An 18,380-nucleotide genomic window follows, 5' to 3' on the forward strand; every position below is an offset into this window, starting at 1 on the left:
TTTCGGGATTCTTTTTAATATGGCAGCATCTAAAAAATCTTGGTTTACAAAATTTCTTATTTGGAGAGTTAAGCATATTTCAGAGCGTAAATTCATTTATATTCTGAGCATTCTAGTAGGTTTTACCTCTGGTGTTGCTGCCCTAATATTAAAAAACTTAACACACTTTTTTCAGCATTTATTAGAAGGAAATTTGGTAAAATATTACCATCAGGCCTTCTACTTTGCATTTCCTATTATTGGCTTAATATTGGTTTATCTAGTTATTAAATATGTCATCCGACATAAACTGAGCCATGGCATACCTTCTACCCTGTATGCAATATCTAAGCACAAGGGTATCATGCGAAAATATCAAATGTTTGGGTCTCTTTTAACCGCTCCAATTACTGTTGGTTTTGGTGGTTCTGTTGGACTAGAAGGCCCAACCGTTGCAACAGGAGCAGCAATAAGTTCCAATATTTCGCGAATGTTTCATATGAATCAGAACAATCGAAATTTATTAATTGGTTGTGCAGCTGCTGGAGCAATGTCTTCTATATTTAAAGCTCCAATTGCCGCAATCATATTTGCCATCGAAGTATTTAGTCTGGATCTTACCATTGCCTCTATGCTCCCTCTATTATTGGCATCAATATCTGCTGTAATTACGTCTTATTTTTTCTTTGGAGATGATATATTGCTTCCATTTAAAATAGAAGACACGTTTAAAATTAGTGACGTTCCATTTTTTGTTATTCTTGGATTGTTTGCAGGCTTAACTTCTATTTATTTTACTGAGGTTTATGAAAGAGTACAGAAGCTTTTCGATAGAATAAGTTCCCCGATAAAACGCCTTTTCATTGGCGGAATTAGCATAGGAATTCTGGTATACCTAATTCCACCATTGTATGGTGAAGGTTTTGATGTAATAAACAGTTTAGTTCAAGGAAATCCAGAAAAAGTATTAACCAATAATATTCTTGAGCTAGATTTAACCAATGTTTGGATGGTTATTATTTTATTAACCGGATTAGTATTGTTTAAAATTATTGCAAGTGCATTAACTTTTGGAGCCGGTGGTGTTGGAGGGATTTTTGCACCTACCCTTTTTATGGGCAGTATAATGGGGAATATAGTTGCTAAAATCATAAATAATATTGGTGTTTTTGGAACTAAAGTCTCTGAAAGTAATTTCACCCTAGTTGGTATGGCTGGTTTAATGGCGGGTGTACTTCACGCCCCTTTAACGGCTATTTTCTTAATTGCAGAAGTTACCGGAGGGTATGAGTTATTTATTCCCTTAATGATAACTGCTGCAATTGCCTATTCCATTACAAAATATGTTCATCCACATTCGGTATATAATATGGAATTAGGTAGACGAGGAGAACTAATCACCCACGATAAAGATCATGCCGTTTTAACCTTAATGGATATTGATAAGGTTATAGAAGATAATTTTGCAATTGTACATCCAAAAATGACCTTAGGCGATATGGTACATAATGCAGTGGTAAAATCTAATAGAAATATCTTTCCTGTGGTGGACCCTGATGATAAAACACTTTTGGGTATTATTTTATTAGATGATATCCGAGCCATCATGTTTAACCAAAGTTTATATAACGAGGTATTGGTAAGCGATGTAATGCATACACCACCAGATATAATTGAGTTTGATAAGGATAAAATGACCGAAATTATGCGTAAATTTCAGGATAGTGGCGCTTGGAACTTGCCCGTTATTAAAAACGGAATATACGTTGGCTTTATTTCCAAATCTAAATTACTAACTGCTTACCGAAGAAGATTAATAAATTTTACAAAGTAAATTGTACCCACATGAAATTAAAATATTTTATAACCATTATACTTATAGCATCAGTTATTTCAATAATCTACGGCTTTACTATAAAAGAAGAACAATTAGCTTTTGCCAATAAATGTATTGGTTTTGGAACTGCAGGCATTTTTCTTTTGGCCATGCCTCTTTTTTTAATAAAAGAGAGTAAAGGAAAAAAACTAAAAGACTACATGCTCAATGAAGAAAATATAATGAAAATGCAAGGCAAGAAACCCGAAAAGACTGATAACCAGTAAGGTGTATTGCTTTTTTTTCTGCTATTTATTAAGAAATAAGCAAAAAATTATACATTTGTAATACTAATTACTTTAATTTTTATTCAAATGACCGGAACAGTAAAATTTTATAATGTATCTAAAGGCTACGGATTCATTACCAACGACACTACAGGAAAAGACATTTTCGTTCACGCAACATCATTAAACGGAACAGAACTAAACGAAGGCGACAAAGTAGAATATGCAGAAGAAGAAGGCAGAAAAGGTATAGTTGCCGCACAAGTGAAAGTTATAGGCTAGTTATATACAATTTATTCCATAATATTTTAAAAGCAACCCCCCAGCTAATGGAGAGGGTTGCTTTTTTTTTAACTATACCGCTAGTTTAAATTACGTTTTTGGATAAAAAATCGTTTTAATAATTCCGAAGCTTCAGCTTCTAAAACGCCTCGATTAATTACAGTTTTAGGATGTAACGTTGTACCCATTACGCCACAGCCACGCTCCGGATCTTTTGCAGCATATACGATTTTAGATATTTGACTCCAATATAGAGCACCAGCGCACATTTGGCAAGGCTCTAAAGTAACGTAGAGTGTACAATCTTTTAAATATTTTCCGCCCAGAAAATTAGCTGCGGCTGTTATCGCTTGCATTTCTGCATGCGCAGTTACGTCATTAAGTTGCTCTGTTAAATTATGTGCTCTGGCAATAATTCTATCTTGAATTACAATAACAGCACCGACAGGCACTTCTCCTTTTTCAAAAGCAATTTCGGCTTCTTGCAAGGCCTTTTTCATAAAATAAGTGTCGTCGTATGGTAAAATCATTTTCCAAAAATATTAAAAGATAGCCTCAAAACCCTAATTGATTTATTAATAAAATTTAAAAGTGATTTTTACTTTTAAACCTTACTCCTTGTATTTGAAAAAACTAGGTCAAAATAAGTACTTTTGCAGATATTTATAGTTATGGCAGATATACTATTAGCAGATATTAATTCTCCAAAGGATCTAAAAAAGCTCCCATTAGAGCAGTTGCCTAAACTTGCACAAGAGTTACGCGATTTTATTATAGATATTGTTGCAACAAAAGAAGGACATTTAGGCGCTAGTTTGGGTGTTGTAGAACTTACCATAGCTTTGCATTATGCTTTTAATACACCTTATGACAAACTTATTTGGGATGTAGGACACCAAGCATATGGGCACAAAATACTTACTGGACGAAAAGAAATTTTTGAGACTAATAGGCAATTAGGCGGCATTAGCGGGTTTCCTAAAATGCAAGAGAGCAAATACGATGCTTTTGGAACAGGCCACAGCTCTACCTCTATTTCTGCAATTTTAGGGATGGCAATGGCTTCGCAATTAAAAGGCGAAGAAGAAAAGCAACATATAGCAGTAATTGGCGATGCATCAATTGCCAGTGGAATGGCCTTTGAGGCATTAAATCACGCAGGGGCAACAAATGCCAATGTATTGATTATTTTAAATGATAATGCTATAGGTATCGATCCAAGCGTTGGCGCTTTAAAAAAATACCTTACCAACGTTAAAAAAGGTACCGCAAAAGAAGAAAATATTTTCGAGTGTTTAAACTTTGACTATTCAGGTCCTATTGATGGTCATGATATTGAATTACTGTTGGAAACTTTTCAGACTTTAAAGACAAGGAAAGGGCCTAAACTATTACACATCATAACGACAAAAGGAAAAGGGTTACAACAGGCAGAGGAAAACCAGGTTACTTACCACGCTCCGGGAAAATTTAACAAAAAAACGGGAGACTTATTACCTAAATCAAATATTTCTGAACCCGCTAAATATCAAGATGTTTTTGGTGAAACCATAGTAGAATTAGCACGTAAAAACAAAAATATCATTGGCATAACTCCCGCTATGCCCACGGGTAGTTCGCTTAAATTTATGATGGAAGAAATTCCTGAACGTGCATTTGATGTAGGTATTGCAGAGCAACATGCCGTAACTTTAGCAGCAGGTATGGCTACTGAAGGCCTAATTCCTTTCTGCAACATATATTCTACCTTTTTACAAAGAGCTTATGACCAAGTAATTCATGATGTGGCTATTCAAAATTTACCAGTAATTTTTTGTTTAGATAGAGCTGGGTTAGTTGGTCAAGATGGTGCTACGCATCATGGTGTTTATGATATTGCCTATTTACGTTGTGTTCCCAATTTAATTTTATTTGCACCAATGAATGAAATTGAGTTAAGAAATATCCTTTACACCGCGCAGTTAGGTTTAAAAAATCCTATCGCTATTCGCTACCCAAGAGGCAAAGGAGTGCTTAAAGAATGGAAACTACCATTTAAAAAAATAGAAATTGGTTCCTCAGAAGAATTGAAAAGTGGAACGAAAATTGCGGTGCTTTCCATCGGTCATATTAGTAATATGGTTTCCAATGTTATCAGCGAAATTGCGGAGAAAGATAAAATTGGTCATTATAATATGCGATTTATAAAGCCTTTAGATAAAAAACAATTAGTGAAAATATTTAATTCATACGAGTATATTCTAACCATAGAAGATGGCTGTAAAATTGGAGGATTCGGCAGTGCTATTTTAGAATTCGCCAATGAAATAGAATCTCAAATACCAATATCCATATTGGGCATAGAAGATGTTTTTATAGAACATGGAACAACCGAAGAACTACATAAAATTAGTAAAATTGACCATTTATCATTAAAATCAAAAATAAACAACCTTATCAATGCATTTTAATAAAACAAAATTAGTATTGGGTGCTGTTCTTTTTTTTCTAAGCGTTACAGCCTTTGCCCAAGATAGTATCCCAACCAATCAAGAAATAGATACTGTTATTGTAGATACCATAGTAATAAGAACTATTCAAAACAGAATAAAAAACATACCAAGGGGAGCCAATTTAACCAACCCAGTTGTTTCTTTTAAAAAAACAAAACCACTAAAAAACAAATTCCACAGTTTCAGAATTCCTTCATTTTGGGACATTGAAAACAAAATAGGTCTAAACTTAAACGAAGTAGCATTTATAAATTGGAATGCTGGTGGTGATAATGCGGTATCAGGATTAGCATATTCAAAATTTGTTAGAAACTACAAATTTCGATATATACAATGGAATAGTGACCTTGAAATGCGCTACGGATTAAATGCTCAAGAAGGCAGAAAACTCCGAAAAACCGAAGATGTTATTCGTTTTAGTTCCACTTTTGGCTATAGAAAAGACACTATAACCAATTGGTACTACTCTGTGAAAACTAATTTTAATACTCAGTTTAATGACGGATTTAAATATCCAAATACCGAAAATCCAATCTCGACATTTATGGCTCCTGGCTATTTATTTATAGGTGGTGGAGCGTCATACATTCCTGAAGGCAAAAAATTTAATTTATACATATCGCCATTAACTCAAAAAGCTACTTTCGTTTTAGATCAAGATTTAGCAAATGCAGGTGCCTTTGGAGTAGAAAAAGCGGTAAAAGACACTGATGGCACTATATTAGAAGAAGGGAAAAATGTATATATTGAACTAGGGTTTTTAGTTACAAACACTTGGGAGAAAGAAATTATGAAAAATGTAATTATGAATCACCGATTAAGTTTGTATACTGATTATTTACAAAGTTTTGGAAATATTGATGTGGATTGGGAGCTTAATTTTAAGCTTATTGTAAATAAGTACATTAAAACTAACATAGGCACACAAGTTATTTTTGATGATGATATCTTGTTTGACGAAGTGGTTGATGCCAATGGCGTTGTCACTACAAACGGCATTCCTAAAATACAGTTTAAACAAATTTTAGGAATTGGTATCGCCTTTGACTTTTAAGCCAATAACTATAATTGTTTACCCATTATTTTATTATGAATATGCACTGCCGCACTGTCTGATAAACTAGCCACGAAACAGCATGTATTTAATAAAATAGCGTAGTCAGAAATAGCCGTTTCTCCATAATGTTTTGGTAATATTTGCAATAAAAGCAAATCATAATTCGATGCTTTTCCCACTTTTTTATTCATCAATGCAGTAGTAAACACCTCTAAAATATCTGAAATAATCTTATAGCCTGCTATTTCTTTTTCTATCACTTCGTGAGATTGGTATATTTTCTCAACACTGATTTTGATGATATCAGCAATTTGCGCTTGATACTTACTTTTATCTAGTAATGAAGTATTAAAATCTCCTTTTAAAATAGCGTCTTCGTTATCCAAAAATACTTTTACAGCATCCGTTATTAAAGTATTTATAGCCAGAGCCCTTAAATAACTCAAACGATCCTCCATATGTATCATAGCGTTATACTTTTTTGTGTTGATGGTATCTTTTACCAATTTAATTAAGTATTCCAAAGCGTAATCTTCCGAAATCAATCCCAGATTAATACCGTCTTCAAAATCAATAATCGTATAGCAAATATCATCTGCTGCTTCAACCAAAAAAGTTAATGGATGCCTTGAAAAGCCAATATCTTCACCAGTTCTAGTTTGCACTAAACCAAGTTCACCAGCCACTTCTTGAAAACTATTTTTGTCAGATTGAAAAAATCCAAATTTCTTATCTGCTATATGTGTTGATGGTTTTTTAGGTAGCGACTCTTTAGGGTATTTCATAAAAGCACCTAATGTTCCATAACTTAATCGCAGACCGCCTTCAACACCTTCTTTTGAGGCTGTTAACAAACGAAAACCATTTGCATTACCTTCAAAATCTATAATATCTTGATACTCTTTTTCTGAAAGTGTTGCTTTGTACTTTTGCCCTTTTCCCGTCTTAAAAAACTCTCCTATTGCTTTTTCTCCGCTATGACCAAAAGGTGGATTACCAATATCGTGTGACAATGCAGCAGCAGCTACTATGGCACCAAAATCATTTATTTGATAACCGTGTACTTCTTTTAAATATGGATGTTTTTCCAAAATTTTTTTTCCTGCTATTCTACCTAGACTTCTACCCACAACCGAAACTTCTAAACTGTGCGTAAGCCTTGTGTGAACAAAATCGGTTTTAGAGAGCGGAATAACTTGGGTTTTATCTTGTAAGCTTCTAAATGCAGATGAAAAAATAATACGATCATAATCTACCTCAAAACCCAAACGAGTTTCATCCTGTTCTATTCGTAATCTTTTATGCGTATCTCCTTGTCGTTTTAACGAAAGTAACTGCTCCCAGTTCATATCTGCTCTAATTTTTATGCAAGATACATTTTTTGCATCCATTTAAAAGTCTAAATAGTGGCTAATTCAACTGTTAAATAATCATGTATTTTTAACTTGTGCATAACATTAGATTTACATTCATACACTTATTTTGTACCGTTAATAAAATTAATGAAACTGTTGATGAAAAAATTACTTTTAATATCTATGCTTTTTGTTTTCGCAAATGCATTTTCACAAAACAAAGGCGCTATTACTGGTAACGTTTCGGATTTAGAGTTGAGCAATGAACCCTTATTATTTGCTTCTGTCCAAATAAAAAATACTTCAAAAATAGCTCAAACCAATTTTCATGGCAATTTTGAGTTAAAAGATATTGAATCAGGAGAATACACTTTAGTTTTTAGTTTTTTAGGATATGATTCTTTAGAAGTGCCTGTATTGGTAAAGAATAATGAAGTAACCTTAGTTAATGGTGCTTTAAAATCTAAAAAATTAGATTACAACACTATTCCTGTTGCAGATGTTGCTGTTGCAGAAAAAATGCAAAGCAACAAGTCTAAGTAAGAAAATCTACCAAATTTCTTAGCTTCTTAGCTACACTATTTTGTTCTAAAAAAATATTCTTGATTAGCATGTTTGTGTATTATTTTTTGATGAATAAAAATCAATAAAAATTGTATTCGTATATTACGCACAGTTTATGAAAAACTACAAAGTTAATTCATAACCTTATATTAACCTTAATCACAGATTTTAATAGCACTTTTGCTTTTATATTTAACAATTAATGGGCGAAAATATTTACCTTTTTATGATTGCTGCTTTAGCAATCTTAGCAGTAACAGATTTAGTTGTAGGTGTTAGTAATGACGCTGTTAATTTTTTAAATTCCGCCATTGGCTCCAAGGCTGTTTCTTTTAAAACCATAATGATCGTTGCTAGCGTTGGAATTGCTTTAGGGGCAATTTCGTCTAGTGGCATGATGGATATTGCCAAAACAGGAATTTTTAATCCTAATAATTTTGTGTTCTCAGAAGTCATGATCATTTTCATGGCGGTAATGATTACTGATATTCTTTTACTAGATTTTTTTAATACCCTAGGGATGCCAACTTCTACGACGGTTTCCATTGTATTTGAACTTTTGGGCGCTGCTGTAGCTATATCCGTGATTAAAATATTTGCATTAGATGATAGTCTTGTAAATATTGGAGCTTATATAAATACAGACAAAGCAACAGAAATTATCATTGGAATTTTGCTTTCAGTGATAATCGCATTTAGTGTTGGCGCTATTGTTCAATTTTTTTCAAGATTATTAATCACGTTTAAATTTGAAGAAAAACCAAAATGGGTAAGCTCTATTTTTGGTGGTTTAGCTATAACAGGAATTATTTATTTTATAATCGTTAAAGGATTAAAAAGCGCTTCAATATTAGACGGTCCAATATCAGATTTTATTACCAATCAGACCAATCTTTTTATAGTGCTAAATATAATTTTTTGGACCTTAATTTCTTGGATATTATCGGTCTTTTTCAAAACTAATATTTACAAATTAATTATACTCTTAGGAACTTTTGCATTAGCCATGGCCTTTGCGGGCAATGATCTTGTGAACTTTATTGGTGTGCCAATAGCTGCGCTACAATCCTACCAAGACTGGAGCACTTCAGGGGTTTTAGCCGCAGATTATAAAATGTCTGGTTTAACCAATGCTGTCCAAACTCCTGTCTATCTTCTTTTAGTTTCAGGCATTATAATGATCCTTACTATTTGGTTTTCTACAAAGGCTAAAAATGTTGTAAAAACTAGTGTTGACCTTTCCAGACAAGATGAAGGTGAAGAGCGTTTTGAACCAAATTTTTTATCACGGCAGATAGTACGTTTTTCCATTAAAGCATCGGAATCTTTTTCGTCTTTATTACCGCAAGTGGTACACGATCGTATAAACACAAGATTTGAAAAAACAGCACCACCTGTTTTAAAAGTTAAAGAACAAGACAAACCTGCTTTTGATTTAGTCAGAGCCGCTGTAAACCTTATGGTTGCCAGTGTTTTAATATCATTAGCAACATCAATGAAATTACCATTATCTACAACTTATGTAACATTTATGGTAGCTATGGGGTCGTCTCTTGCCGATAAGGCTTGGGGTGCAGAAAGTGCTGTATACAGAGTTGCTGGCGTGTTAAATGTTATTGGAGGTTGGTTCTTCACCGCAATTATTGCCTTTGTAGCTTCGGCATTTATAGCCATTTCGATCCATTATGGAGGAACTTTGGTAATGGGTGCATTTTTGGTTTTGGCGTTTTTAATGATTTTTAGAAACTATTTTAAACAAAACAAAAAAGCTAAAGAAATAAAAGCAGAAGATAGTCTAAGAAAATCGGAAAGTAGCTCCATCCAAGGGGTTATTGAAGAAAGTGCAAACAATATTTCTAGCGTTGTAAAAAGAAGTAATAAAATATATACCACTGCTATTGATGGCCTTTCAAGACAAGATTTAGACGCACTCAAAAAGAATAAAAAACAAGTAGCTAAACTCACGAAAGAAATAGATGAACTAAGAGATAATATTTTTTATTTTATTAAAAATCTTGACGAATCTAGTTTAGGCGCTAGTAATTTTTACATTAGTATTCTAGGATATTTACAAGACATGGCACAGTCTTTAGAATACATAAACAAAGTAAGTCACAAACATATTCATAACAATCATAAAAAGTTAAAATACAACCAAATTAAAGAACTTAAAGAGATTGATGAAAAGTTAGAGAGTGTTTTCAATGCCATGAGAAAAGCTTTTGAATCTAGGTCATTTGAACAAATAGGTGTTATTTTAAAAAATAAACATGAAGCTTTTGATTTAGTTTCATTGAAAATAGAAAAACAAGTAGCAAGAACAAGAACTGAGGAATCTAGCCCAAAAAACACCACGCTTTATTTTTCTTTATTACAAGAAACAAAAGATCTACTGGTGGCAACTATGAATTTACTAGAACTATATTATAACGAACATGATAGTTCCGTGAAGCCAGCAAAAATAGATATGTCTGAAAAATAAATGACCTATTTAGGTAAATAAAAAAAGGTGTTCCTATTAAATTAGGAACACCTTTTTTAGTTTATTATATCCTATTTTAGTAACCGTAATTATTAATCAAACAATACAATTTCTAGTAAATATGGAATTATATCGCTGTTTATGAAACAAATAGTTACAACTATCTTGACTTTTATCAATGTAAATATTATCTTACATATACTTAAACACTAAAAAAATGGCTTCAAAATTAAATAGAATACTTATTAAGAAATACGACTTAGAAGTCGGAACTTTTTATTTCTATGAAAATTTTATAGTTTCTGAAGCTAAAGAAAACGTAGCAGTATCATTTGAATCTGCCCAAGAAATGTTAGCATTGGCAAAAATGCACTTTGGTAAACTTACCCCTTTTGTCTATATTTCTAATCGAATAAACTCTTATTCTTTTAACCCCACAGCACATTTTAAAACCACGGCAATGTTCCCAAATCTAAAAGGTTATGCAGTGGTAGTTTATGACAAAATGAATAGAGAAATTGCAGAAATGGAGCAATCCTTTTTCACTATACCAGCAAATATTTTTAACTCTCTTGAAAATGCGATTAATTGGGTGGAAAAATTAATCCTAGCGGATTAATTACGATAAAAATTCATTTCATCCATATACTTCCAAACTTCTTGCGGCAGCAATGGTTTAATGTTTTTACCCTTTTTATGTTGTGTTCTAATAAATGTAGAAGAGATTTCCATAATGGGAGCGTCTACACGATGTATTTTAGCGTGTTTAAGAAACTTTTGCTCAACTTTGCCATCAGAAACTCGTGGATACACAAAAAGCTCGTAATCTTCAAGAATAACGTCATAATTTTTCCATTTATGAAAACCCTTCAAATTATCTTCTCCCATAATTAAAGAAAAATTATAACCAGTTGGATATTTTTCTTTTAAATAAACCAAAGTATTAATAGTATAATTAGGTTGTGGCAAGTTAAATTCTATATTACTTGGCTTTAATTTATCATAATCATAAGTCGCCTCAGCAACCATCTGATACCTATGGTGATTATCTAAAAGAGTTTTTTTTGTTTTAAAAGGACTTTGTGGTGTAACAACAAACCAAACCTCATCCAAATCAGAGAATTCCACCATATGATTGGCTATTACCAAATGACCAATATGTATGGGGTTGAAAGTGCCGAAGTAAAGCCCTACTTTTTTCAATTTATGCTTTTGTCTTTAAAAAATCTGCAACTAAATCATGTGCTTCTTTCAAAGCAGTATCCAGATCATAATTCTTAATTATTCTATCGAACTGTGGAGCGGTTGCTAATTCAACAGAAGCTTTTGCAATTCTCATATTAATTTTATCATCACTCTCTGTGCTTCGCTTCTTTAATCTAATCTTTAGCTCATCTACACTTGGTGGTTTTACAAAAACTGCTAATGTTTGGTCTGGAAATTTCTTTTTTATTCGTAAACCACCTACCACATCAATATCGAAAATAACATTTTTGCCCTCAGCCCATAATCGTTCCACTTCACTTTTTAGCGTGCCATAAAAATTATCTCTATACACTTCTTCCCATTCCAAAAAATCATCATTCTTTATGTGTTTTTTAAACTCGGAAAGTGACATAAAATAATAATGCTCTCCATGTTTTTCTTTACCTCTTCTAGGTCTAGAAGTAGCAGAAATAGAAAAAGCTAAATTAAGATCGCTTTGTTCCAATAAGTGTCTAACTATAGTAGTTTTACCACTACCCGATGGAGCCGAAAAAATTATTAGTTTACCACCTTTCATTATAAAACATTTAGCATTTGTTCTTTAATCTTTTCTAGTTCATCTTTCATTTGAACTACAACTTGCTGCAACGGAGCAAAATTAGCCTTTGAGCCAATGGTGTTTATTTCTCTGCCAATTTCTTGACAAATAAAACCTAATTTACGTCCATTAGAATCTTCTGATTTCAGGGTAGCTAAAAAATAATCTAAATGATTGTTTAGACGAACTTTCTCTTCTGTGATATCGTATTTTTCTAAATAATAAATAAGTTCCTGTTCAAAACGGTTGGCATCAAGATCAACTTTTAAATCAGCAACCGCTTTTTCCAGTCGTTCTCTTATGGTTTGAAGCCTATCGATATCTAGTACTTCTACTTCACTTAATAACGTTTTTATAGTGCCTATTCGAGCTACAAAATCGTTATCAAGAACTTGTCCTTCTTCAGACCTAAAAATATTGATTTCTTTTAAAGCCTCTTCAAGTGCTTTTTCGATAGCTATAAATTCATCTTCATCAATATCTTCACGCTCAGTCTTCATAGCATCTGGCATACGAATTGCCATTTCTAACAACTGGGCTTCATCTACTTTTGCAATAGCTCCTAATTGTTTCATATACTGACGAACCACTACTTCATTAATAACCGATGAAGTTTCACTGCCTGTATTTTCTACATAAAGACTAAAATCTACTTTGCCACGAACTAATTCGCTTGCAATGGTTTTACGTAATTCTAGTTCTTTTTCTTTGTATGCAGAAGGCATTCGTGCATTTAAATCTAAACTTTTACTGTTTAGAGATTTAATTTCAATGGTTATTTTTTTACTTGGAAGTTGTATAACATGCTTCCCAAAACCCGTCATTGACTGAATCATAAATCATTTTAATTTTGGCAAAGGTAGTTAAAATTCAGTTTTACTCTTTTGGTTTTCCATTCTTATCAAAATGGCGATTTAATTTAGTTTCGCACCAATACATTCCTACGCCAAGACCAATTAAGATCAAAACTATAGTTAAAAATATACTCATTAATGGTAGAACTAAAACTAGAAATACACCTAGAACTAACGTTACCACTCCTAAAACTAATAACATCTTGGCTCCAATTTTATTAGCATAGTCCCAAATTTGTTGGTTTGCCATACTCCTTCTGGTTCTATAGCCATATAAATTATTAATGTTTTTAGGTGGATATTTAAACCAATAAAAGCCTATACCAATAAATAAAATACTTGTAAATATGGTGCTAAAAATATTGGCCACTAGACGAAAATCAATTTAATTCCCTTACCCAAATATTACGGAAACTCACTCTGCTGTTGTCTCCATGGTCTTGAAGAATGATTGGACCTTTACCGTGTGGTTCATTTTTTGGCCATCCTATATAAGGCGTTGTTCCTTTTATTTCCACATGATCTTGTACCAAAATTCCATTTTGCAATACTGTTATGGTACCTGATTTAGTTTTGTTTCCTCTTTTATCAAATTCTGGAGCACGATAAATAATATCGTATGCATTCCATTGGCCACTAGGTACGGAAGCTTTTACTAAAGGAATATGCTGTTTGTAAATAGAGGCTACTTGACCATTTACATAGGTGTCATTATCGTTATTATCTAATATCTGCACTTCATAACGTCCCTGTAGAAATACTCCGCTATTACCGCGGCTCTGGCCTTCGCCTTCAATTTTTTCTGGAGAACGCCATTCTATATGCAACTGGACATCGCCAAATTCATATTTTGTTCTTATGTCGCCAGCTTTATCTTTTACAGTGAAACTGCTATCCGCATTAATAGTCCATTCAGCAATTCTGTTTGGGTTTTTTACACTCACCCATTCATTTAAACTATTGTTATTAAAAAGAATTTTAGCATCACTAGGCACGCCTTTATCATTTATAGGGCGAACCACTGGAGGAACCGGTTGATAAACTTCGGTATCTTCCGGTTTAGTTGGTTCTTCACCTGAATACTCTTCATATACAATGCCTTCATTAATCTCTTCAACGGTAGAATTATTTTTACTATTTTCTTTACAAGAAAACAATACAAAAATTAGAACCAAATAAACGTACTTCATTGTTTTTGTTTTTACGGGGGGTATTATTAATTATAACTCTCTTATTTTTATATTTCTATAAGAAACCATGTCACCATGATCTTGAAGTCCTATTTTTCCTGTAGGATATTTGCCAAAATCAGCCCAATCAGCAAATTTAGATTTTGCAACCATCGCGCTCCATTCGGGATTATTTACTGAAAAAGTTACTATTTCTACATTATTTAAAACTACGCTACCTTTATTTGTTTTATGGTTTATAGTTAGCACACAAGTGTTCCACTCACCTATAGGTTTGGTAACATCCTTAACAGGGGAAACCATATCGTATAGCGAACCTGCTTGGTGCGTTGTACCTGCTTTAGCATCTGGATGCTTTTCGTTATCTAAAACTTGAATTTCTGGACCAGTTTGATAGGCCTCTGGCAAGCTTGGATCTTCTTTAACTCCCCAAAATATTCCACTATTTCCTCCTTCTGATATTTTCCAATCTAAAGTCAAGACGAAATCTGTGTACTCATTTTTTGTTACTAAATTAAAGGCTTGACCGTTCTCTCTGTCTTTTGGAGGATAAAAAACCATTGCATTATCTTCTATTTTCCAATTATCAGATACGCCTTCATTTAAGTATTCTTTCCAATTTTCAAATGAAGCGCCATCAAACAGTACCGTCCAATCTTCTGCATCAGAAGTTACTTCACGCTCTTGTTCTGATTCAGTTGTTTCTTTTTGTATGTTTTTCGAATCGTCTTTACATCCTAATAGGAGCATTGATATTGCTAAAACTGATAGTATTTTTTTCATCGTTTTATATCCCTAAAATCTTCTTTAATACTGTTTTGTCAATTGCAGCACCTGCAAAATCGTCAAATGTTTTTTCTGTTGCCTCGATAATATGATTTTGTATAAATTTAGCACCTTCTCGCGCTCCTTGCTCAGGACTTTTTATACAACATTCCCATTCCATTACCGCCCAAACATCACAACCATATTGGGTTAATTTGGAAAAAATAGTTTTAAAATCTATTTGTCCGTCTCCCAAAGATCTATAACGTCCAGCTCTATTACCCCAATCATTATAGCCACCAAATGCTCCTTTTTTTCCAGTTGGGTTAAACTCAGAATCTTTCACATGAAACGCTTTTATAAATTCATGATAATGATCTATATAACTGATGTAATCCAATTGTTGCAAAACAAAATGGCTTGGGTCATAAAGTATATTTACTCTTTTGTGGTTATTTGTTGCTTCTAAAAAACGTTCAAACGTATCACCATCGTGCAAATCTTCACCAGGATGAATTTCATAACAAACATCAACACCTTCTTTATCAAAATGATTTAAAATTGGTAACCAACGTTTCGCCAATTCTTCAAACCCCATTTCTACCAAACCTGCTGGTCTTTGTGGCCAAGGATGCATCGTATGCCAAAGTAATGCACCAGAAAATGTAGCATGCGCATTTAGACCTAATCTTCTACTTGCAGTAGCTGCTTTTTTAACAGTTTCTACCGCCCATTCTGTTCTTGCCTTTGGATTGTTCTTTACTTTATCTGGAGCAAAATTATCAAACATTAAATCGTACGCTGGGTTTACTGCCACCAATTGCCCTTGTAGATGCGTAGAGAGCTCCGTAATTTCAAGTCCGTAAGAATTTATTTTTCCTTTTAACTCATCACAATAAACCTGACTTTCAGCTGCTTTATCCAAATCAATTAAAAAGTTTTCCCAAGTCGGAATTTGGATTCCCTTGTAACCCAAATCGGCTGCCCATTTACACATTCCGTCTAACGTGTTAAATGGTGCCTTACTATCTACAAATTGTGCAAGAAAAACTGCTGGTCCTTTAATAGTTTTCATGTGATGTTTTAAATTTTTAAATCAATTTATTTATTGAATTTACTGAGGATTAAAATTTTAAGATTTAAATCCTATATTTATGGTTCATTCAACCTGTAAAAAAATACCCGTGAATAGGTCTAAATATAGCAATAAGAATACAATTAATTAAAAAATACTGCATGAATCTAAATCAAGAATACGACGCAATCGTTGTAGGAACAGGAATCACTGGAGGATGGGCTGCGAAAGAACTATGTGAGAATGGATTAAAGACGTTAGTCTTAGAACGAGGCCCAATGGTTGAGCATATAAAGGATTATAAAACCATGAATGATGACGTATGGGATTATGAACTAAAGGGAGAGCTTTCTAAAGAAGATAAGAAAAAATATCACAAACAGAGCAGAATAGGCTGGGCACCAAAGGAAGATGTAAAACATTTTTTTGTAAATGATTTAGACCACCCATATGTTGAAACCAAACGTTTTGACTGGATTAGAGGCTACCATATTGGTGGCAGATCACTTACTTGGGGGAGACAAAGTTACCGATGGAGCGATCTTGATTTTGAAGCCAATAAAAAAGACGGTATTGGTGTAGATTGGCCAGTAAGATATAAAGATATTTCTCCATGGTATGACAAGGTTGAAGAGTATATAGGCGTTAGTGGCCAAAACCTTGGGTTGAAACATTTGCCCGATGGTAAATTTCAGCCTCCTATGGAACTTAATTGTGTAGAACAAGAATTACAAAAGGTTATTCCAGAAAAATTTGATGATGGCAGACTCTTAACCATAGGCAGAGTAGCGCATATCACAGATAACAAAGCGAATATTGAAGGTAGACAACCCTGTCAGTATAGAAATAGATGTTGGAGAGGTTGTCCGTTTGGCGGATACTTTAGCAGTAATTCTTCAACACTACCAGCAGCCGAACGTACTGGAAACATGACACTAAGGCCAAACTCCATTGTTTATGAAGTAATTTATGATGATGTAGCCAAAAAAGCTACTGGCGTAAAAATAATTGATGCTGTTACCAATGAAAAATTGGAGTTAAACGCAAAAATTATTTTCCTTTGTGCCTCAGCAATGGCTTCAGTAGGTATTTTGTTGCAATCTAAATCGGAACGTTTTCCAAATGGGTTAGGCAATGATTCTGATGCTTTAGGGCGAGGAATAATGGACCATCATTATCAATTAGGAGCAAGTGCCAAAGTAGATGGTCATTTAGATAGGTATTATAAAGGTAGAAGACCTAATGGATTCTACATCCCTAGATTTGTAAACCTTGATGAAAAGACAAAACGTAAAGATTATATTAGAGGTTTTGGCTATCAAGGATCGGCATCACGAGAAAACTGGACCAATGCTATTGCAGAAATGGGTTATGGCGCGAATTTAAAAGAGTCCATATTAAAGCCTGGTGAATGGCAAATAGGCGCAACTGGATTTGGAGAATTCTTGCCATATGATGACAATAGAGTTACTTTGAGTAAAACTGAAAAAGATAAATGGGGTTTACCACAATTAGATTTTGATGTTGAATTTAAAGAGAATGAATATAACATGCGCGAAGACATTAAAAAAGAAATAGCAGCTATATTTGAAGCAGCAGGATTTAAGGACATTGCTGTTTACGATAAGGCAACTGGTCCTGGATTAGGCATTCACGAAATGGGTGGAGCTCGTATGGGAAAAGATCCAAAAACTTCTATTGTAAATAATAATAATCAAATACACAGCGTTCCTAATGTTTATGTCACTGATGGGGCATTTATGTCGTCATCAAGTTGTGTAAATCCATCATTAACTTATATGGCTTTTACAGCTAGAGCAGCTAACCATGCGGCAGAACAATTTAAATTAGGTAAATTTGCTTAAGTAATAGAATATAAAATATGGACAATGCTTCAGCCCGCAATATGTGGGGCGATTATTTAGATAAACACTTAGAAGATGCTTTCGTTAATGCTCCTAAAACTATCCATTTTTGCGACAATGAACACGATGCAAATGAATGCGTTAACCTAGTAGTAAACGGAATTAAAAAAGCAACTTCACCCTCGCTTTTAGGGCTTCAATTAAGAAATGAACCCCTACCAAAAATTGGCGATTTTATGGTTATTACAGACTGGTCTGGCAAAGCTAAATGCATTGTAAAAACTACAGCAGTAAAACTAAAACCCTATTTTAGTATTGATGAAGAATATGCTAAAAAAGAAGGCGAAGGTGATAAAAGTTTAGCTTATTGGAAAAAAACACATTGGGATTATTACCAAAGAGAACTGTCAGAATTTAATAGAGAACCTCGTGAAAGTATGATCATTGTTTGTCAAGAATTTGAAAAAGTTTACGGATAAAAAAAGGCCGCAAATTGCGGCCTTTTTTTATTAG

At 33.4% G+C, this 18,380-nt stretch carries 19 protein-coding genes; 10 read left to right on the plus strand and 9 right to left on the minus strand.

Annotation, left to right across the window (positions count from 1 at the left end):
- Positions 1–19: 19 nt before the first annotated feature.
- The 3 genes from B8963_RS03005 (at position 20) to B8963_RS03015 (ending at position 2,364) form a co-directional block, all read left to right on the plus strand.
- On the plus strand, positions 20–1,813 hold the full coding sequence (locus B8963_RS03005) for a chloride channel protein (RefSeq protein WP_084059915.1): 1,794 nt from the start codon (positions 20–22) through the stop codon (positions 1,811–1,813).
- Between the two features lie 11 nt (positions 1,814–1,824).
- The gene (locus B8963_RS03010; RefSeq protein ID WP_084059916.1) at positions 1,825–2,082 is read left to right on the plus strand and encodes a hypothetical protein; all 258 of its coding nucleotides are present in this window, start codon (positions 1,825–1,827) and stop codon (positions 2,080–2,082) included.
- 87 nt (positions 2,083–2,169) lie between these two features.
- The gene (locus B8963_RS03015; RefSeq protein WP_084059917.1) at positions 2,170–2,364 is read left to right on the plus strand and encodes a cold-shock protein; all 195 of its coding nucleotides are present in this window, start codon (positions 2,170–2,172) and stop codon (positions 2,362–2,364) included.
- 80 nt (positions 2,365–2,444) lie between these two features.
- On the opposite strand, the gene B8963_RS03020 is transcribed toward B8963_RS03015, so the two are convergent.
- On the minus strand, positions 2,445–2,894 hold the full coding sequence (locus B8963_RS03020) for a nucleoside deaminase (protein ID WP_084059918.1): 450 nt from the start codon (positions 2,892–2,894) through the stop codon (positions 2,445–2,447).
- 141 nt (positions 2,895–3,035) lie between these two features.
- Here B8963_RS03020 and B8963_RS03025 point away from each other — a divergent pair, with 141 nt between their 5' ends.
- Positions 3,036–4,814, plus strand: a complete 1,779-nt coding sequence (locus tag B8963_RS03025) for a 1-deoxy-D-xylulose-5-phosphate synthase (protein WP_084059919.1) — start codon at positions 3,036–3,038, stop codon at positions 4,812–4,814.
- On the plus strand, positions 4,804–5,910 hold the full coding sequence (locus B8963_RS03030; protein ID WP_084059920.1) for a DUF3078 domain-containing protein: 1,107 nt from the start codon (positions 4,804–4,806) through the stop codon (positions 5,908–5,910). The genes B8963_RS03025 and B8963_RS03030 overlap by 11 nt, the downstream gene beginning before the upstream one ends.
- 8 nt (positions 5,911–5,918) lie before the next feature.
- On the opposite strand, the gene dgt is transcribed toward B8963_RS03030, so the two are convergent.
- Positions 5,919–7,262: a dGTP triphosphohydrolase gene (gene dgt / locus B8963_RS03035; protein WP_084060703.1), complete on the minus strand. Its 1,344-nt coding sequence runs from the start codon at positions 7,260–7,262 to the stop codon at positions 5,919–5,921.
- 165 nt (positions 7,263–7,427) lie between these two features.
- Between dgt and B8963_RS03040 the strand changes: the two genes are divergently transcribed.
- The 3 genes from B8963_RS03040 to B8963_RS03050 all read left to right on the plus strand — a co-directional run bounded on the left by B8963_RS03040 (position 7,428) and on the right by B8963_RS03050 (position 10,933).
- A complete protein-coding gene (locus tag B8963_RS03040; protein ID WP_159447270.1) occupies positions 7,428–7,811 on the plus strand; it encodes a carboxypeptidase-like regulatory domain-containing protein in 384 nt (127 codons plus the stop codon).
- A 223-nt stretch (positions 7,812–8,034) separates the two neighbouring features.
- Positions 8,035–10,314 carry an inorganic phosphate transporter gene (locus tag B8963_RS03045; RefSeq protein WP_084059922.1) on the plus strand — a complete coding sequence of 760 codons (2,280 nt, stop codon included), beginning with the start codon at positions 8,035–8,037 and terminating at the stop codon, positions 10,312–10,314.
- Between the two features lie 217 nt (positions 10,315–10,531).
- Positions 10,532–10,933 carry a hypothetical protein gene (locus tag B8963_RS03050; RefSeq protein ID WP_084059923.1) on the plus strand — a complete coding sequence of 134 codons (402 nt, stop codon included), beginning with the start codon at positions 10,532–10,534 and terminating at the stop codon, positions 10,931–10,933.
- Here the strand turns inward: B8963_RS03050 and nadD are convergent.
- Genes nadD through B8963_RS03085 form a run of 7 tightly spaced genes read right to left on the minus strand, consistent with a single transcriptional unit; the run spans position 10,930 to position 16,002 of the window.
- Positions 10,930–11,517 (minus strand): nicotinate (nicotinamide) nucleotide adenylyltransferase, encoded by a 588-nt coding sequence (gene nadD / locus B8963_RS03055; protein ID WP_084059924.1) that lies wholly within the window; start codon positions 11,515–11,517, stop codon positions 10,930–10,932. The two genes, B8963_RS03050 and nadD, sit on opposite strands and share 4 nt — an antisense overlap.
- 1 nt (position 11,518) lies before the next feature.
- Positions 11,519–12,097, minus strand: coding sequence for a guanylate kinase (gene gmk, locus B8963_RS03060; RefSeq protein WP_084059925.1), 579 nt, complete (start codon positions 12,095–12,097; stop codon positions 11,519–11,521).
- Entirely contained in the window at positions 12,097–12,954 is an 858-nt protein-coding gene (locus B8963_RS03065) for a YicC/YloC family endoribonuclease (RefSeq protein ID WP_084059926.1), read from the minus strand. The genes gmk and B8963_RS03065 overlap by 1 nt, the downstream gene beginning before the upstream one ends.
- A gap of 40 nt (positions 12,955–12,994) precedes the next feature.
- Positions 12,995–13,342, minus strand: a complete 348-nt coding sequence (locus tag B8963_RS03070; protein ID WP_084059927.1) for an SdpI family protein — start codon at positions 13,340–13,342, stop codon at positions 12,995–12,997.
- A gap of 10 nt (positions 13,343–13,352) precedes the next feature.
- Positions 13,353–14,162 (minus strand): 3-keto-disaccharide hydrolase, encoded by an 810-nt coding sequence (locus tag B8963_RS03075; RefSeq protein ID WP_084059928.1) that lies wholly within the window; start codon positions 14,160–14,162, stop codon positions 13,353–13,355.
- Positions 14,163–14,192: 30 nt separating this feature from the next.
- Positions 14,193–14,945 carry a 3-keto-disaccharide hydrolase gene (locus tag B8963_RS03080; RefSeq protein WP_084059929.1) on the minus strand — a complete coding sequence of 251 codons (753 nt, stop codon included), beginning with the start codon at positions 14,943–14,945 and terminating at the stop codon, positions 14,193–14,195.
- A gap of 4 nt (positions 14,946–14,949) precedes the next feature.
- Entirely contained in the window at positions 14,950–16,002 is a 1,053-nt protein-coding gene (locus tag B8963_RS03085) for a sugar phosphate isomerase/epimerase family protein (protein WP_084059930.1), read from the minus strand.
- Between the two features lie 161 nt (positions 16,003–16,163).
- Here B8963_RS03085 and B8963_RS03090 point away from each other — a divergent pair, with 161 nt between their 5' ends.
- Together B8963_RS03090 and B8963_RS03095 are read left to right on the plus strand one after the other, a co-directional pair.
- Positions 16,164–17,867, plus strand: a complete 1,704-nt coding sequence (locus B8963_RS03090) for a GMC oxidoreductase (protein ID WP_084059931.1) — start codon at positions 16,164–16,166, stop codon at positions 17,865–17,867.
- A gap of 17 nt (positions 17,868–17,884) precedes the next feature.
- Entirely contained in the window at positions 17,885–18,346 is a 462-nt protein-coding gene (locus B8963_RS03095) for an ASCH domain-containing protein (protein ID WP_084059932.1), read from the plus strand.
- The last annotated feature ends 34 nt before the right edge of the window (positions 18,347–18,380 follow it).

The sequence above is a fragment of the Cellulophaga tyrosinoxydans genome, from assembly GCF_900176415.1.
Classification (GTDB): domain Bacteria; phylum Bacteroidota; class Bacteroidia; order Flavobacteriales; family Flavobacteriaceae; genus Cellulophaga; species Cellulophaga tyrosinoxydans.

Coding starts and splice junctions, on each gene's coding strand:
- B8963_RS03010 (WP_084059916.1), top strand. CDS start 1,825: ATGAAATTAAAATATTTTATAACCATTATACTTATAGCATCAGTTATT.
- B8963_RS03030 (WP_084059920.1), top strand. CDS start 4,804: ATGCATTTTAATAAAACAAAATTAGTATTGGGTGCTGTTCTTTTTTTT.
- dgt (WP_084060703.1), bottom strand. CDS start 7,262: ATGAACTGGGAGCAGTTACTTTCGTTAAAACGACAAGGAGATACGCAT.
- B8963_RS03025 (WP_084059919.1), top strand. CDS start 3,036: ATGGCAGATATACTATTAGCAGATATTAATTCTCCAAAGGATCTAAAA.
- B8963_RS03005 (WP_084059915.1), top strand. CDS start 20: ATGGCAGCATCTAAAAAATCTTGGTTTACAAAATTTCTTATTTGGAGA.
- B8963_RS03020 (WP_084059918.1), bottom strand. CDS start 2,894: ATGATTTTACCATACGACGACACTTATTTTATGAAAAAGGCCTTGCAA.
- B8963_RS03015 (WP_084059917.1), top strand. CDS start 2,170: ATGACCGGAACAGTAAAATTTTATAATGTATCTAAAGGCTACGGATTC.
- B8963_RS03095 (WP_084059932.1), top strand. CDS start 17,885: ATGGACAATGCTTCAGCCCGCAATATGTGGGGCGATTATTTAGATAAA.
- B8963_RS03050 (WP_084059923.1), top strand. CDS start 10,532: ATGGCTTCAAAATTAAATAGAATACTTATTAAGAAATACGACTTAGAA.
- B8963_RS03090 (WP_084059931.1), top strand. CDS start 16,164: ATGAATCTAAATCAAGAATACGACGCAATCGTTGTAGGAACAGGAATC.
- B8963_RS03080 (WP_084059929.1), bottom strand. CDS start 14,945: ATGAAAAAAATACTATCAGTTTTAGCAATATCAATGCTCCTATTAGGA.
- B8963_RS03040 (WP_159447270.1), top strand. CDS start 7,428: ATGAAAAAATTACTTTTAATATCTATGCTTTTTGTTTTCGCAAATGCA.
- B8963_RS03075 (WP_084059928.1), bottom strand. CDS start 14,162: ATGAAGTACGTTTATTTGGTTCTAATTTTTGTATTGTTTTCTTGTAAA.
- B8963_RS03065 (WP_084059926.1), bottom strand. CDS start 12,954: ATGATTCAGTCAATGACGGGTTTTGGGAAGCATGTTATACAACTTCCA.
- B8963_RS03045 (WP_084059922.1), top strand. CDS start 8,035: ATGGGCGAAAATATTTACCTTTTTATGATTGCTGCTTTAGCAATCTTA.
- B8963_RS03085 (WP_084059930.1), bottom strand. CDS start 16,002: ATGAAAACTATTAAAGGACCAGCAGTTTTTCTTGCACAATTTGTAGAT.
- gmk (WP_084059925.1), bottom strand. CDS start 12,097: ATGAAAGGTGGTAAACTAATAATTTTTTCGGCTCCATCGGGTAGTGGT.